Raw genomic sequence first — 14,922 nt, 5'->3', positions numbered from 1 at the left:
TGTCGATCACCAGACTCTTCAGTGCCCACAGCACCGCATGTCGGGTCAGCTTCGTCCTCGGCGCGGCCGCGGTGGAGGTGTCTTGGCGCCACACTCGGGCGCAACCAGGACAGCGGTAACGCCGAACACGTGTCTCAGACTCGCGAAGGTCCTGTCTTTGTGCCTATCCTGAGGCCAGAACGGCAGATGCAGCACACGGGGAATCGGAACGGGATGACACCAGCAGATCCAGCAGAGCGTCGCCGTCGTCGCCAAAAAACCCTGAGCTTCAGCGACGAGACACTACGCCCAGAGCAAAGACCCTCCCCCTCCCCCGCCCAAAAAGTTCAAACAGCCGACCGCGCGGAACCAGCGCCTCAGCGCGGACGCCGCAGCGCCCCACAGTTCTCCGGCCCTCTGAAGGCACCCGGAAAAACACTCCCCCAACGCGCACGAAGCTCCTCCACCCGAACACACACCGGACCTTCCCTGGCAGATGCCGCTGTCCGCAGCCGCACACAGCCGAACCGCCCGGAGAAAGCGCCGAAGCGGCGCTTCCCCTCGGGCACCCTAACCGCCGCGACCCTTGTGACCGTGGCCCTGGGCGCTGGAATCTTCACCTGGCAAACTTCGGACAGCACGGGCGCGGCAGAACACACCGTCGGCAGCGAAGACTGGATATCCTCCGCCCCAGAAGTCACCTCTGCGGAAGAAGCCCTCACCGAGAACTACACCGAGGAGCTATGGAGCCACAGCCTCGATCCAGAGGATCAGGCCCCCTGGCTCGAGGCCGGCGTCCTCCTTGCTGACAGCGAGGATGACGACCTGGTCCTTCTCGACACCGAAACCGGCCAGGAAAAAGCCCGCGTTCCGCTGGAAGGCACCGCCGAATACACCGTCGAGTTCCTCGCCGAAGGTGTTCCTGCCGCAGGCGTCTATACGGGCGAGCAGTTCGTCGCCATCACTGCCGAGGGTGAAGGCCAGACCTGGGAACTGGAGGATGGGCAGCAGCCCAGCTCTATGGGCACCACCCCCATGGTGACCTCCGAGGAGGGAGAGACATCGGCGCTGCTCTTCGGAGAAGAGGAACCGGTGGAGGCGGAGGGGAACCCGTACTACTACTGACGTTGACTCTGGCGTTTCTGCCGGTATGAGCACGTTTTCGCGCTCAAAACGACCAGAACGCCAGAGTCAACGAGCATCTGGCCGCGGGCTGAGACCGACGGGCACCCTCAGCGGGATCCCGCGGCGAGCTCCTGCCGAACGATCTCGGCGCCGGCGCTCAGGGCCTCCAACTTGCCCCGGGCGACCTCCCGGGCCAGCGGGGCCATACCGCAGTTGGTGGAGGGCCAGAGCTTGTCGGCGTCGACATACTGCAGTGCGGTGCGCAGCGTGGCGGCCACCTCCTCCGGAGTCTCGACGGCGGTGCTCGCCACGTCGATCGCCCCCACCATCAGCGTCTTACCGCGGACCAGCTCCATCAGCTCCGCGGGGACGTGGGAGTTGTGGCATTCCAGAGAGATGATGTCCAGGCTGGAGCGCTGCAGCTCGGGGAAGATCTCCTCATACTGGCGCCACTCCGAGCCCAGGGTCCTCTTCCAGCTGGTGTTGGCCTCGATGCCGTAGCCGTAGCAGATGTGGACCGCGGTCTCGCACTCCAGTCCTTCGGCGGCCCGCTCCAGGGCGGCGACGCCCCATTCCTTGACCTCGTCGAAGAAGACGTTGAAGGCGGGCTCGTCGAACTGGACGATGTCCACCCCCGCGGCAGCCAGCTCCTTGGCCTCCTGGTTGAGGATCTCGGCGAACTTCCAGGCGAGATCCGCCCGGCTGCCGTAGTGGTCGTCGTAGAGGGTGTCGACCATGGTCATCGGGCCGGGAAGCGCCCATTTGATGGGAGCGTCGGTGTGCTGACGCAGGTTCTCGGCGTCGGCGACGAAGACCGGGTCCCTGCGCGTCACCTCGTCGACCACCACCGGCACGGAGGCGTCGTAGCGGTCGCGGATCCGCACCGTCTTCCGGTTCTCGAAGTCCACTCCGTCGAGGTGCTCGATGAAGGTGGTGACGAAGTGCTGGCGGGTCTGCTCACCGTCGCTGACGACGTCGACGCCGGCTTCCAGCTGATCTGCCAAGGACAGCCGCAGAGCGTCCCTCCGGCCCTCTGCCAACTCCTCGCCGTCGAGCTTCCACGGCGACCAGAGGGTCTCTGGCTGCGCCAGCCAGGAGGGCTTGGGCAGGCTTCCGGCAGTGGAGGTGGGGAGTAGCTTGTTCATGACGTCTTTCCCTGCGGTGCGTGGTGGTGATCCGAGAAGCGGGCAGACCATTGCTCGAACTTCTCCTGGTGCGGCGCGATGAGCGTCTCCTGGGCGAATCTGCCCTGCTCCGCACCGAGGCGGGCGCGCTCCTCCCGGTCGTAGACGATCCCGGTGGGCGTGTAGTCGGCATGGTCGAGGCTGGGCCGGTAGGACTGGCCGGCGGGAGTGTTCGCACTGTAGATCTCCGGGCGGTAGATCTTCTGGAAGCTCTCCATCGTGCTGATCGTGGCGATGAGCTCCAGATCGGTGTAGTCCTCGGTGAGGTCGCCCAGGAAGTAGAAGGCCAGCGGGGCGGCGCTGCCCGGCGGCATGAAGTACCGGACCCGCATCCCCATCTTCCCGAAGTACTCATCGGTCAGCGAGTATTCGTCCTGCTGGTATTCGACGCCGAGGACGGGGTGACTGTTCTCGGTCCGGTGGTAGGTCCTGCTGCTGGAGACGCTGATGCAGATGACCGGCGGCTTGCCGAAGTGCTGCGTGTAGGCCTCGGACTGAAGGAAGCCCTTGAAGAGGTTTCCGTGCAGCACCCCGAAGTCCTCGGGGAGGCCGGAGTCCGGGTGGTTCTGGGCGTGCTCGCGCAGCCGGATGCTGAAGTCGTAGTCCCGCACGTAGGAGGAGAAGTTGTTGCCCACGATGCCCTCGGTCCGCTGCCCGAGACGTCGGTCCACGATGCCGGTCTGCAGCATCTCGATCAGGGGGAAGGACTCCAGGCCGCCGTCGCCCTCGAGATCGATGTTCACCGAGATGATGTCGAGCTCGACCGAATAGCGGCCGCCGTCCTCAACGCCCGCCAGCGCGTTGAAGCGGTCATCGATCATCCGCAGGGCACCGCGCAGATTCTCCCGCCGCCCCTCACCCCGAGCGAGGTTGGCGAAGTTGGTGGTGAGACGGGTCTCGCCCACAGGCTTGTAGTCCTCGTCGAACCGGGTCTTCTCGATGGAGAACGTCAGGTCTGTCATCGGGCCGTCACCGGCCGAGCGGTCTGATCGTACACGGACAAACTTGCGCCCCTCTCCGAGATGCTGTGCAGGAAGCCGCAGCGCGGCAGATATATTCAGTTGAACACTATTCGCCGGAGCATACACGTGCAAATCAGGACTGCGGCTCCACCCGGGAGCCTCACCCCTGCCGGGCCACCCGCTGGACGGCCGCGGCCATGCCAGCCGCAGAAGGGACCCGCCCCGGAGAGACGAACCACTGCAGCACATAACCGTTGATCAGTGAGAGGGCCATCGCCCCCACCGGGAGGTCCTCCTCTTCGATCTCCTCCGGAGCGACGCCGAGCACCATTGCCGCCAAAGACCTGCGCCCCTCCTCCATGGAGGCTGCCAGCTGCTCTTTGATCTCGGGTGCATAGTCCGCCTCGGCGAAGGCCTGAAGGCTGGAGACCACCCACGACCCGCGCTCCGGCAGGCTTTCGGCGAAGCGAACCAGAAAACTCTCCAAGCGCCGCATGGGGGGCGCCTCCTCCACTCCGACCATCGCAGCCTCCACCGCGTTGCCCCACTCATCGAAGGCCGCGATGATCGCGGCATTCAGCAGGGCCTCCTTGGATCCGAAGTGGTATCCGATGGACGCCAGATTGGCCTCCGAGGCCGCCGCGATGTCCCGCGCGGTGGTCCGGGAGTAGCCCTTCTCGGCAATACAGGTGATAGCCCCCTGCAGAAGATCCTCGCGCTGACTCATATCCCCATCGTAGAGAAGACATCAGACGCTCGTCTTGCACAAACGTTTCATACGTACGTATGATTCAACTATGAGTTCACTGCACACACCCATCAAAGCCGGGCCCCGCGAGTGGCTCGGCATGGCTGTTCTGGTCCTGCCGGCACTGCTGGCCTCCATGGACCTCTCGGTCCTCTTCATGGCCGCCCCGTGGATCAGCGCCGAACTGGCACCCAGTGCTGCCCAGCAGCTGTGGATCATGGATATCTACGGCTTCGTCATGGCCGGGCTGCTCATCACCATGGGCAGCATCGGCGACCGCATTGGGCGGCGCAGGATGCTGCTGATCGGCGCCGTCGCCTTCGGCCTGGCCTCCGTGGTGGCCGCCTACTCGACCAGCGCGGAGATGCTCATCGCAGCCCGGGCCATGCTCGGTGTCGGGGCTGCCACACTGGCACCGTCCACGCTGTCGCTGATCCGCGGAATGTTCCTGGATGAGGATCAGCGCCGCACCGCCATCGGCATCTGGACTGCGGCCTTCACCGGCGGCTTCGCCGTCGGTCCCATCATCGGCGGGCTGCTGCTCGAACACTTCCACTGGGGCTCGGTCTTCCTGATCAATGTTCCGATCATGGTGCTGCTGCTGATCACCGCTCCCCTGCTGATCCGCGAGTCCAAGGATCCCAACCAGGGAAGCTTCGATCTGCTCGGTGCCGCGCTCTCCCTGGCGGCCGTGCTGCCGGTGATCTACGGGATCAAGAAGATGGTGGAGGACGGCGTCGGCGGTCTCCACCTGGGAAGCATCACTGTGGGCATCGCCTTCGTCGCGCTGTTCATGCTGCGTCAGCTCAAGGCACCCACGCCGATGATCGACGTCCGACTCTTCGCCCGTGCCTCATTCAGCGCCTCGATCATCGCCAACGCCACCGTTGTCTTCGCCACGGCCGGCATGGGCCTGCTGGCAGTCACCTTCATCCAGACGGTGCTGGGCTACGGACCCTTCGACGCCGCCCTCTGGATGCTGCCGGCTGTCGGCGGCAGCGTGGCCGGCGTGACCGCAGCGTCCATCGGCGCACGATTCGTGCGGCCGGCCTGGCTCATCGCAGTGGGACTGGCGGTGTCGGCGTCGGGCTTCTTCTGGGTGAGCGGCATCGGCACCGAGTCCCATATCGGAACGCTCATCGCCGGATACGCCCTGCTGACCGTGGGTGTAGGCATGACCGCCACACTGGCCACCTCACTGGTGCTCTCCACCGCCCCACCGGAGAAGGCCGGCGCAGCCTCGGCCATCTCCGAGACCAGCGCAGAGTTCGGCGGAGCGCTGGGCATCGCGACGCTCGGCACCCTGGCCGCCGGTGTCTACACCAGCCAGATGCAGGGCAGCGTTCCCGCGGAGCTCGGCGACTCCGGAGCCGCAGCAGCCGAGGACACTGTGGGCGGGGCAGTCGCCGTGGCCGAGCAGGCACCCACAGAGCTGGCCGGACCGCTGCTGTCCGAGGCTTTCGAGGCCTACAGCCAGGGCTTCAACATCGCCGCACTGACAGGCGGAGTCCTGGTCCTGGCGATAGGCATCCTCGCCAGCATCGCCCTGCGGAAGGTCACCTCACAGCAGCTGGCCGAGATCGAGCACTGAGCACGACGCCGGCCTCAGGCTGCCTCGATCAGCACGGTTGGGTGGGGTCCAGGGCATTTTGACCACTCAGACGTGCCAACCGACGGAGGGTCAGACCGCCAGGGACTCCAGCCAGTCGCCCCAGTGCTGCTTCCAGCGTTCGGCGGCATCCGGGTCCGGGAGCTTCTCGTGGGTGACCACCAGTTTGGCGCCCGCCGACCCCTGCTCCAGACGGAACTGGAGGACGCCCAGCTCCTCACCTGACTCGGCGTCGCTCAGGGAGAACTTCGGCGCCCTGGTCGCGGGCTTGGACCGGGGCACTGAGCTGATCCCCGGGAGCAGGGCGGCCCGTGCGGCGTCGTCGTGGAGACGCTCGCGGAACTCTTCGCCATCCAGGTCCAGAGTCTTGGAGCGGGAGACGCTGAAGGTCCCGTCCTGCATCTGGCCGGGCAGACGGCGACCGGTGAGCCTCTCGTAACCCACGGTCACACCCTGAGCCCACCAGCCGTCGACGCCGTGCTCCTCCACCAGCCAGGCGGCGATGGTGGGGTGGCTGGCCTCCCGGCCGGGGCCGGCGTCGATCACTGCCACCCAGTCGTCCCAGCCGCGGCCGGTGCTCTCCCTGATCCGCTCATCGCTGACATCAGGAGCTGCGCTCCTCTGATCGGCTCCCTGCGGTCCTGCGCCCTGCTCGCCCATCGGTTCCTTCCAATCTCCGCGATCACCCCTGCGGGATGGGCGTCTGCTGATACGAGGCCAGACGCCACTGGCCGTCCATCTCCACGTAGACGCTGGTCATCCACGCATCAAAGGCAGGCTCATCCCCACCCCGCCAGGCCCTGCCTCGACAGACCAGAACAGCGGAGTCGCCGCCCTCATGCACCAGCCGCTCCTCGGAGATCTCATAGGAGTTCCAGGGCGGGGCATCATTGAGGGAGGCGACCACCTGATCGCGGTCCAGGACGAACCCAGGGGACAGGGTCATGACCGCACTCTCAGTCATGACCCGCCCATAGAACTCGGCTCCGGTGCTGTTGCACAGCGATTTCCAGCCTTGGTGCTCCAGGTCCATCAGCGCGGCGAGGCTCATGGGCGTCATCCTAGCGGGAAGCGCAGTCGGCCCATCAGGCTTCATCACTTGGTGATCACCAGGGTTCACCTCAGCACGCCGACGCTATAGATTCGCCTCGTGGACACTCTGACGCCGATCTGCAGGAGGCAGCAGTATGAGCACCCCCACTCCGTACGCGCCGTCCGGATCCGAACCATTCTACCGCCAGCTCTCCCCCACCTGCGGGCTGCGGGTCTCGCCCATCGCGCTGGGCACGCTGACCTTCGGCGGCGGTGAGGGAAACCATATGGGCGAACTGGACGCCGCGGGGGCGGCAGAGCTTCTGGCCCGCGCCCATGAGGCCGGCGTCAACCTGATCGACACCGCCAATCTCTACGGCGGAGGCGTGGCCGAGGAGGTACTCGGCGGGGCGCTGAAGAAGCTCGACTACGGCGAGGACTTCCTGGTCACCACCAAAGCCCGCATGGTCATCGGAGAGGGACCCAACGACGGCGGCGCCTCCCGCTGGCACCTGCTCCGTGAGGCGGACCGCTCCCTGGCTCGGCTGGACCGCGATCACATCGACCTGTTCTACCTGCACCAGTGGGACGGCCAGACCCCGCTGGAAGAGACTCTGGAGACGATGGACACCCTGGTCCGCTCCGGGAAGATCCGCTACTACGGGGTCTCCAACTACATGGGCTGGCAGCTGCAGAAGGCTCTGCGGGTCTGCGAGAGCAACGGCTTCATCAAACCGGTATCCCAGCAGATCCTCTACTCGGCCTACACCCGCACCGCCGAGTACGAGCAGATCCCCTCCGCGCTCGACGCCGGCATCTCCACTCAGCCGTGGAGCCCGCTGAACATGGGTCTGCTCACCGGCAAGTGGCGCCGCGACCAGCAGCCCGAGGGCCCCTCCCGCCTGAAGGACGGCACCGGCCAGGAGATGCGGGTGCCGGACTGGGAGCGCCTCTACGCTGTGGTCGACGCCCTCGAGGAGGCGGCCGGCCGCCACGGCGCCACGATTCCGCAGGTGGCCCTGGCCTGGACGCTGACCCGCCCCGGAGTCCACAACACCGCAGTGGCCGCCCGGAACCTCAAGCAGCTGGAGGACCTGCTGGGCTGTGCCGATCTGCAGCTGACCGCAGAGGATCTGAGCACCATCGATCAGGCCGGCCGCCCCGGCATCATCTACCCGCACTGGCACCAGGCGGATATGGCCTCCGAGCGGCTCAGTCCGGCGGATGAGGACATCATCGGAACCATCGGCGACCAGGTGGCCGAGCAGTTCGGCCCCCGCAGCTGATCAGGCGGGGGCGGCGAAGTTCAGTCCTGCCAGCGACTCGCTCTGCGCGGCGGCGGCCTGCGCCAGGCTGGGGTAGACAGGAGTGCCGTAGCCAGTCGTCACCGGGCGGGCCAAAGCTGATTCGAGCAGCCCTTCGTCGAGCGCATAGAAGCCGAGGCGCTCGAAGGTGTAGTCCACAGCGCGGTCGACCGTGCGCTGAGCCGAACTCCGACCGAACCTGTCGGAGATATCGACAAGTTGCGACCTGTCAGAGCAGTGGGCCGAACATGTGAGAAATCCCCACAGGTTCGGCCCACCCTATTCGTCTGACTCAGCCGTCCTTCTCCACCGGCATCCAGAGCTCGCAGCTGGCCTCATCTCCAGTGAAGCTGAGATGACGCAGCAGCGTGGGCCCCGGCCGCAGCCGCCATGGGTTCGAGGGGAACCAGTCGGTGGCCGTGGCCGCCCACAGCTTCTGCAGCACCTGCGGATGCGGTCCCTCGGAGGCGAAGACAGCCCAGTGACCGGCCCCCACAGTGATCGAGTCCAGTCCCTGCGGAACCTCGGTCCCTTCGGAGAGCACGACGCCGTGCAGGTAGGTCAGCACAGACCCCTCTGCGGCATCGGGCTCAGAGCCAGAGGTGACCGAAAGGATTCCGGAGGGTTCGGCGTCGTTGATCTCCTTCAGGCGGAGATTCTGCTCATCGGTGATGGATTCGACGTGCTCCTGGATATGAGGGTTCGCACCCTCGTAGATCAGGGGCGCCTCGGCGGCGTGGCCGGCCAGGGTGAGCTGGGGCTTCTCAGTGATGGTGACATCCATGAGGCCATTCCCTTCTACGCTGAGGCTGAACCTCAGCGTGGACTGCGTGCGGAGAGGACCCCCGCTGCGCCGCACCTCAGACGGGCCGGCGCCGTGCACTGCACGGAACGCCCGCCCGAAGGCCTCGGCCGAGCCGTAGCCGTACTTCACAGCGATCTCCAGCAGCCCCTCACCGGTATAGGTGAGATCGGCCGCCGCCAGCGTCATCCTGCGGCGGCGCACATACTCCGAGAGCGGTATGCCTGCCAGCGCGGAGAACATCCGGCGCAGGTGGTACTCGGTGGTGGCGTGCCGCCGGGCGAAGCCGGCCCAGTCGATCTCACCGGTGAGCTCCTGCTCCACGGTGCTGATCAGTGCATTGAGTGTGCGGATCATGCGGTCATCCTCCTGACACCATCCATCCTCGGCTCCGAGGACAGGCCGTGACCCGATCATCCGGAACGCCTTCGATCAGCCGTGCAGCCGTCGGATCAGTCCCTGTATATGGCCCTGAATCCCCGGTGACGCACCGTCCAACGGGCTCTCCTCATGTACCGCTACAGCCAACGCCTCCAGCGTCTCCCACACGACTCCTTCTGCTCCACGCAGACCCCAACTGCTGAATTCTGCGATCAGGTCGGCTGACTCGACCCGTTTCAGGTCGTACTTCTTGTTCACGGCAAGAGCGAGCCTGCCGTCCGCGTCGGCGTACTGAGACATGGGCACTGGGTCGTATGCCGGCGCCAGCCGAGCGGGAGCCCGCATGGGATGCAGAATACTGATGTTCTTCGTATGCAGGTCCAGATTTCCGATGGCGACGGAGAATAGGACCAGACGGGCCAGCATGCGCAGATCGCCGTCGGAGAGATGCCGCCGGACCACTTCAGCAGCTCGACGCAGACTGACGACGCCGCCGATCTCCTGGTACTTCTGGCTCAGCTCCGCCCCCAGCGCCTGGCTGAGGTCCTCCTGGTGCACACGACGGCCGCCCTCACGGTCGTACCGCTCGATGACCAGTGCATTGAGACCATCGAAGGATAGAACCTCAGCGCCGAAATCACTCAACCCCAGCCGTCGCGCCAGCCTCAGCCCATACTCTTCGTCGAAGATGAGAGCGGGCCTCCGCCCCACCTCAGGCTTCAGGATGTGCGTGGAGGGATGCCCGCCGAAGCATTGGAGCCACTGCTCGCCTTCGCGAGCCAGGACGATCTTGGGCTGAACGCCTTGTAGACTCGATTTGCCGAGCGTCGGCCGGTTGCCGAGGGGGCTGCCCATAGGGTCCTCCATCAGCTCGCGCACCTCGGCCTCCCCCAGCGGCACTGCAGCAGGCACCTTGGGCTCCGTAGGGTCATCCAGGTCCCAGATCTGAACAGCTCCGGCGACGTCACGCCCATAACGGGCGAGGAACCCCAAGACATCGCCCCGACGCAGGCCCGACTGGGCAAGCATGTGATCGAGCTGATCCCCCTCCGGCAGCAGCTCGCCGAACCATGTTCGGCGGCGCCCAGCGTGCTGACGGGGAAGCCGAGGAGCCAGTGGAAGGACCAGAGAAAGCACACTGCTGTTCCTCCCGAAGGCCTCCTGCCCCTCAGGCGTGGGCGTGAAGTCGAAGCTGCGCGAACCCTCACCTTCCAGATGTCCGACGAGGACGCCATAGAGCTCAACCGCCAGACGCATGAGGAGGCTCCTCGTCCCAGCTGGCGGTGAGCTCCATTCCGGTAGCCCGCATCATTTCGAAGACCTTGCGGATATAGATCGTGGGTTTGCCGGATTCGATCTCACTGACGGATCGCTGACTGATACCCAACTGCTCAGCCAACTGCATCTGAGACAACCCCTGCTCCATTCGGGCCTGCTGCAGAGCAAGGCCGAGATCAGCAGGCGCCTGGACTGCTGCCGTAACCCGCACCATGAGACCCTCCTACTGCGAAACACGCATAAGCATAAACTATTACGAAATAAGCATAGCACCCCATTATGCAGAAAAGGTAATAAGAAGATAGCCTCGTGTGCCGCCAGAGCCCTCCGGCACCTGAGGCTCAGGCGGAGGCGATCTTCCAGGCGATGCCGTCAGGGTCGGTGAAGCAGCCCACGTGCCCGCCCCACTCCTGCGCGGCAGGTGCCACAGTGATGACAGCGCCGGCCTGCTCAGCCCGGGAGAGCACGGCGTCAACCTCCTCGGCTGAGGCGGCGTCATGGCTGAGCACCAGCCGCCCGAATCCGGAGCCTTCAGGAGCGATCCCCACATCCTTGGCCAGGCCCTTACGCTGCATCAGGCCCAGCCGCAGCTGGCCGGCGGCCACGGTGAAGTCGATGTACTTGGCCCCGTAGTCGCGATCGGCCTCCATGCCCAGGGCGGTGTAGAACGCTGTGGAGGCCCTGGGGTCCTGCACTCCCAGCAGGATGCCGGTCTCCACCGGCACGGCGGGACTCCTCGCGGCAGCGGTCTCCTTCCTCCTCTCGCAGGAGACCTTCCAGACTGCTCCGTCAGGTGCCCGGAACGCTCCGGAGAATGAACCGAAGAGAGCCTTCTTCGCCGGTTTGAGGATCTCCGCCCCGGCGGCCGCGGCGGCCTCAACGACGGCGACCACCTCGCTGGGCTGCTCCAGCACATAAAAGATGATGTATCCGCCGAAGCCGGAACCTTCGGCTGAGACCCCAGCCTCGGCGGCCAGAGCAGAGACGTCAGTGACACCGAGGTCCCCGGCGCCGTGGAGGTCCGACCGGAAGAAGCCCCCATAGTCCTGCACCTTCGGGGCCAGAACCGCAGCATAGAACTCCTGGGCGGCCGCGGGGTCCTCAGCCCCGAGGATCGCGATGTTCAGCGGCAGCGACATAGTGGGCTCTCCCCTCCGCCGGTGATCCGCTCAGTCCTCGAGCTCGCCGATCTCGAACTCGGCCAGCTGGTCCTCAGGGTCCTCTTCGCCTCCGTGCTGACCCTCGAAGTCCTCGGTGGCGTCGGTGCCGCAGAGCGCCTCGATCCGGTCAGCGCCGCCCGGGTGCTCCTCGATCCATTCGGTCAGGTCATAGGCCACACCGTCGATCGCAGCCCAGCAGGATTCGGGGCTGTCGTTCTGCTCGACGTCCTCCATGGTGACCACGTCATCCTCGGTGGCATCGTCCTCACCGGCGACGTCGGCGTCATCGTCAGCGGCCTCATCCTGGCCGTCCTCATCCTGCTGCGCCGGATCCTCCTCGGCATCGACATCGCCGGGATCGTTGAGGGCGCAGGCGCCGAGCGCGAGCACACCGGCCGCGGCCAGCGGGGCGAAGAGGCCGCGGCGGAAGACAGGGGAATCGGAGGACAGAGTGTTCTGGGTGCGGGTCATGGTGCGGTCGTCTCCTGTTCGGATCGGCTGCCAGCGGGCTCCGCGGCTGCGGAGGCGGTGCCGTGGTGGGCAAAGGTCCAGGCGCAGAGCCAGGTGCACAGCACCACGGCGGCCAGGGATCCGGCCACATGGGCGTCCACCGTCAGCGGACTGCCCAGGGCGGCCTGGAAGAAGGTCAGAGCGAAGAGCACGACGGCGGTCGCCGCCGCCCAGACTCCGGTGCGGGTGAGCACGGCGCGCAGCACCAGCAGCAGCGCGAGCAGGCCTGTGGTGATGTGCAGGACCACGGCCGCAGTCCCATGCAGATCCAGTCCGTCGCCGCTGTCCACCAGCTGTCCGGCGGTGAGGAACAGCCCGGCCAGGGAGGCCAGGCTCAGCACCACAGCGCAGCGGGCTGCGATCAGCACCACAGCGCAGCGGGCTGCGATCAGCAGCAGTTGTGCACGGCTCATCGGGAAGGGGCATCCTCCGTTCAGTTCCCTGGTCAGACGGGCAGGTCACCCGCCTAGAGCCATCGTAGAGAAGAACTGCACTGATTACACTGATTCGGAGACGATCGCACCTGACCACCCGCCGAAGAGGATCACCGATGCCCTGGTTCGCTCGAATCGCCATCGTGGCGATCGTGATGTTCACCCTCGCCCAGCTGGTGAGCATGGCCACCGGCCGTCATCATGCCGAGAGTGAGGCTCGGTGAGCGCCTGGGTTCCGGACGCTCTGGAGGATCTCCAGGCGGCCCTCTCCGGAGCGAGCCCTCCCCTTGAGTTCCTCCCTGGCGAAGGAGACGCCCCGCGCTGGGTCCAGCGGCCCGAGCTCGCGGACAGCGGGGCCGCCGCCGTCGTGCGCACCTCCGGATCCACCGGAACGCCCAAGGAGACCCTGCTGTCGGCGGAGAATCTGCGCGCCTCCGCCGAGGCTGCGGCTGAGCATCTGGGCGGGCACGGGCAGTGGCTGCTGACCCTGCAGCCCAGCTATGTGGCTGGGCTGGCCGTGCTCAGCCGCTCCCTGCAGGCCGGGACCGAGCCCGCTGTGCTGCTGGAGCAGACCACTGACTCTGAATCCTTCGCCGAGGCGGCCGCGCAGCTGACCCATCAACGGCGCTATGTCTCCCTGGTGCCCACCCAGCTGCAGCGGCTGCTGGGACATGTCTCCACTGAGGCGGGGACAGACGAGGACAGGCTGTTGGCCGTGCTGCGCCGCTTCGACGCGATCCTGCTGGGCGGCGGGGCCACATCCCCCGCACTCTTCGGCCGGGCCCAGCAGCTGGGGCTCACCGTGATCCGCACCTATGGGATGAGCGAGACCGCAGGCGGCTGCGTCTACGACGGCGTGCCGCTGCCCGGGGTGACCGTGGAGACTGAGGCTGCCGAGGATTCCGCAGGAACCGACGACGCCGGCGTCGGGCCGGTCCTGCTCTCCGGGCCGATGGTGGCCCTGGGCTATACCGACCCGGCGCTGACCGCGGCACGCTTCGGCACCGACGCCCAGGGGCAGCCCCAGTACCGCACGGATGACCTGGGGCGACTGAGCCCCGAGGGCCGGCTCTCGATCACCGGGCGGGCCGATGACGTGATCAACACCGGCGGAGTGAAGGTATCTGCGGAGCGGATCCGCCAGGTCCTGGAGGCGGACCCGCAGGTCAGCGATGCTTTTGTGGCCGGCGTCGCGCATCCCGAATGGGGCCAGCAGGTGGTGGCCGCCGTCGTGCTCTCCGCGGGGCTGGACACGGAGGCGCTGCGCCGGCGGGTACGTGAGGCGCTTGGGCCCGCCGCCGCGCCCAAGCAGTTCCGCGAACTGGAGGCGCTGCCCCGGTTGGCCAACGGCAAGCCGGACCGGCAAGAATTGCTCAGGCTCGTCCAGAGCCCACCCGCACCGCCTGCCCCCTAGGAGACTTATGGCCACGCTGAAGGAATGGACCGCAGGAGCACGTCTGCGCACGCTGCCGATGGCGGTGGCGCCGGTGCTCATCGGTGCTGCGGCGGTCTTCGGGCAGCCGCGGCCATATACCTTCGGCTGGTTGGAGAGCCACGACGACGCTCCGGAGCAGATCTTCACCGGCACCGTCGCCCTCCACATCGTCGTCGCCCTGCTGGCCCTGATCGTCTCCCTGGCCCTGCAGGTGGGCGTGAACTACGCCAATGACTACTCCGACGGCGTCCGCGGCACCGACGACGAACGCGTGGGCCCTATGCGCCTGACCGGCTCCGGCGCCGCCGAACCGCACCAGGTCAGAGCCGCGGCCTTCGGAAGCTTCGGCGTGGCCGGACTGGCCGGGCTGATCATCGTGGTGCTGACCGGCCAGTGGTGGCTGCTCGGCGCTGGGGTGATCTGCGTGTTGGCGGCCTGGTGGTACACCGGCGGCTCCAAGCCCTACGGCTACCTGGGTCTGGGCGAGATCATGGTGTTCATCTTCTTCGGCCTGGTGGCCACGCTGGGCACCTCCTACGCGATGGTGGAGGTGGCCGAGACCCGCGGCGTCAGCATGGAGTTCCCGCTGGCCGGCGCACTGATCGGCGCCGTCTCCCACGGGCTGATCGCCAGCGCCCTGCTGATGGCCAACAACGTCCGGGACATCCCCACCGACCGCGAGTCGGGCAAGATGACCCTGGCAGTGCGCCTTGGCCAGGGCCGGGCGCGTTCCAGCTACGCGCTGATGGTGGTCATCGCCGTAACGCTGCCGCTGGCGCTGATGCTGCAGGGCCCGCAGAGCCTGTGGTTCCTGCTGGTGGTGGCCTCCTGGCCGCTGTGCATCCGGCCCATCGGCATCATGGTCCGCCGGCCGCAGCCGGCCCGCGGCCCGGAGCTGATCCCGGTGCTGCAGCAGACCGGGACGATCGGGCTGGCATTCGCCGCCACCTACTCGGCGGCGCTGCTGCTCAGCTGAGGA

Annotated in this window: 17 protein-coding genes; 5 read left to right on the top strand and 12 right to left on the bottom strand. The window is 66.7% G+C overall.

Annotation, left to right across the window (positions count from 1 at the left end):
- The first annotated feature begins 573 nt into the window (after positions 1 to 573).
- Positions 574 to 1,104 carry a hypothetical protein gene (locus IEW85_RS11120; RefSeq protein WP_188685672.1) on the top strand — a complete coding sequence of 177 codons (531 nt, stop codon included), beginning with the start codon at positions 574 to 576 and terminating at the stop codon, positions 1,102 to 1,104.
- A gap of 107 nt (positions 1,105 to 1,211) precedes the next feature.
- Here the strand turns inward: IEW85_RS11120 and IEW85_RS11115 are convergent, their stop codons facing one another.
- The 3 genes from IEW85_RS11115 to IEW85_RS11105 all read right to left on the bottom strand — a co-directional run bounded on the left by IEW85_RS11115 (position 1,212) and on the right by IEW85_RS11105 (position 3,977).
- Entirely contained in the window at positions 1,212 to 2,249 is a 1,038-nt protein-coding gene (locus IEW85_RS11115) for a methionine synthase (protein ID WP_188685671.1), read from the bottom strand.
- Positions 2,246 to 3,250, bottom strand: coding sequence for a putative oxygenase MesX (locus IEW85_RS11110; RefSeq protein WP_188685669.1), 1,005 nt, complete (start codon positions 3,248 to 3,250; stop codon positions 2,246 to 2,248). The genes IEW85_RS11115 and IEW85_RS11110 overlap by 4 nt, the downstream gene beginning before the upstream one ends.
- 160 nt (positions 3,251 to 3,410) lie before the next feature.
- Complete coding sequence (locus IEW85_RS11105; RefSeq protein WP_188685666.1) at positions 3,411 to 3,977, bottom strand: TetR/AcrR family transcriptional regulator; 567 nt, start codon at positions 3,975 to 3,977, stop codon at positions 3,411 to 3,413.
- A gap of 70 nt (positions 3,978 to 4,047) precedes the next feature.
- Between IEW85_RS11105 and IEW85_RS11100 the strand changes: the two genes are divergently transcribed.
- Positions 4,048 to 5,589 carry an MFS transporter gene (locus IEW85_RS11100; RefSeq protein WP_188685665.1) on the top strand — a complete coding sequence of 514 codons (1,542 nt, stop codon included), beginning with the start codon at positions 4,048 to 4,050 and terminating at the stop codon, positions 5,587 to 5,589.
- 90 nt (positions 5,590 to 5,679) lie between these two features.
- Here IEW85_RS11100 and IEW85_RS11095 read toward each other — a convergent pair whose 3' ends face one another.
- Positions 5,680 to 6,267 (bottom strand): DUF4287 domain-containing protein, encoded by a 588-nt coding sequence (locus IEW85_RS11095; protein WP_188685664.1) that lies wholly within the window; start codon positions 6,265 to 6,267, stop codon positions 5,680 to 5,682.
- Between the two features lie 22 nt (positions 6,268 to 6,289).
- The gene (locus IEW85_RS11090; protein WP_188685662.1) at positions 6,290 to 6,658 is read right to left on the bottom strand and encodes a nuclear transport factor 2 family protein; all 369 of its coding nucleotides are present in this window, start codon (positions 6,656 to 6,658) and stop codon (positions 6,290 to 6,292) included.
- 136 nt (positions 6,659 to 6,794) lie between these two features.
- Here IEW85_RS11090 and IEW85_RS11085 point away from each other — a divergent pair, with 136 nt between their 5' ends.
- Positions 6,795 to 7,925: an aldo/keto reductase gene (locus IEW85_RS11085; RefSeq protein ID WP_188685660.1), complete on the top strand. Its 1,131-nt coding sequence runs from the start codon at positions 6,795 to 6,797 to the stop codon at positions 7,923 to 7,925.
- On the opposite strand, the gene IEW85_RS11080 is transcribed toward IEW85_RS11085, so the two are convergent.
- The 7 genes from IEW85_RS11080 to IEW85_RS11050 all read right to left on the bottom strand — a co-directional run bounded on the left by IEW85_RS11080 (position 7,926) and on the right by IEW85_RS11050 (position 12,487).
- Positions 7,926 to 8,102: a hypothetical protein gene (locus IEW85_RS11080; RefSeq protein WP_188685658.1), complete on the bottom strand. Its 177-nt coding sequence runs from the start codon at positions 8,100 to 8,102 to the stop codon at positions 7,926 to 7,928.
- A gap of 133 nt (positions 8,103 to 8,235) precedes the next feature.
- A complete protein-coding gene (locus tag IEW85_RS11075; protein WP_188685656.1) occupies positions 8,236 to 9,102 on the bottom strand; it encodes an AraC family transcriptional regulator in 867 nt (288 codons plus the stop codon).
- A gap of 75 nt (positions 9,103 to 9,177) precedes the next feature.
- Complete coding sequence (locus tag IEW85_RS11070) at positions 9,178 to 10,383, bottom strand: type II toxin-antitoxin system HipA family toxin (protein ID WP_188685654.1); 1,206 nt, start codon at positions 10,381 to 10,383, stop codon at positions 9,178 to 9,180.
- Entirely contained in the window at positions 10,367 to 10,618 is a 252-nt protein-coding gene (locus IEW85_RS11065) for a helix-turn-helix domain-containing protein (protein WP_188685652.1), read from the bottom strand. The genes IEW85_RS11070 and IEW85_RS11065 overlap by 17 nt, the downstream gene beginning before the upstream one ends.
- A 127-nt stretch (positions 10,619 to 10,745) precedes the next feature.
- Complete coding sequence (locus IEW85_RS11060) at positions 10,746 to 11,543, bottom strand: VOC family protein (protein ID WP_188685650.1); 798 nt, start codon at positions 11,541 to 11,543, stop codon at positions 10,746 to 10,748.
- A 30-nt stretch (positions 11,544 to 11,573) separates the two neighbouring features.
- Positions 11,574 to 12,035, bottom strand: coding sequence for a cytochrome b5 domain-containing protein (locus tag IEW85_RS11055; RefSeq protein WP_188685648.1), 462 nt, complete (start codon positions 12,033 to 12,035; stop codon positions 11,574 to 11,576).
- Positions 12,032 to 12,487, bottom strand: coding sequence for a hypothetical protein (locus IEW85_RS11050; RefSeq protein WP_188685647.1), 456 nt, complete (start codon positions 12,485 to 12,487; stop codon positions 12,032 to 12,034). The genes IEW85_RS11055 and IEW85_RS11050 overlap by 4 nt, the downstream gene beginning before the upstream one ends.
- A gap of 241 nt (positions 12,488 to 12,728) precedes the next feature.
- Here IEW85_RS11050 and IEW85_RS11045 point away from each other — a divergent pair, with 241 nt between their 5' ends.
- Together IEW85_RS11045 and IEW85_RS11040 are read left to right on the top strand one after the other, a co-directional pair.
- Positions 12,729 to 13,922, top strand: coding sequence for an AMP-binding protein (locus IEW85_RS11045; protein WP_188685645.1), 1,194 nt, complete (start codon positions 12,729 to 12,731; stop codon positions 13,920 to 13,922).
- Between the two features lie 7 nt (positions 13,923 to 13,929).
- Positions 13,930 to 14,919, top strand: a complete 990-nt coding sequence (locus IEW85_RS11040) for a 1,4-dihydroxy-2-naphthoate polyprenyltransferase (protein ID WP_188685642.1) — start codon at positions 13,930 to 13,932, stop codon at positions 14,917 to 14,919.
- The last annotated feature ends 3 nt before the right edge of the window (positions 14,920 to 14,922 follow it).

It is taken from the genome of Nesterenkonia cremea (assembly GCF_014642675.1).
GTDB lineage: Bacteria > Actinomycetota > Actinomycetes > Actinomycetales > Micrococcaceae > Nesterenkonia > Nesterenkonia cremea.
Note: the sequence above shows the minus strand (reverse complement) of the source record. Positions and strands in the feature narration are given on the sequence as shown.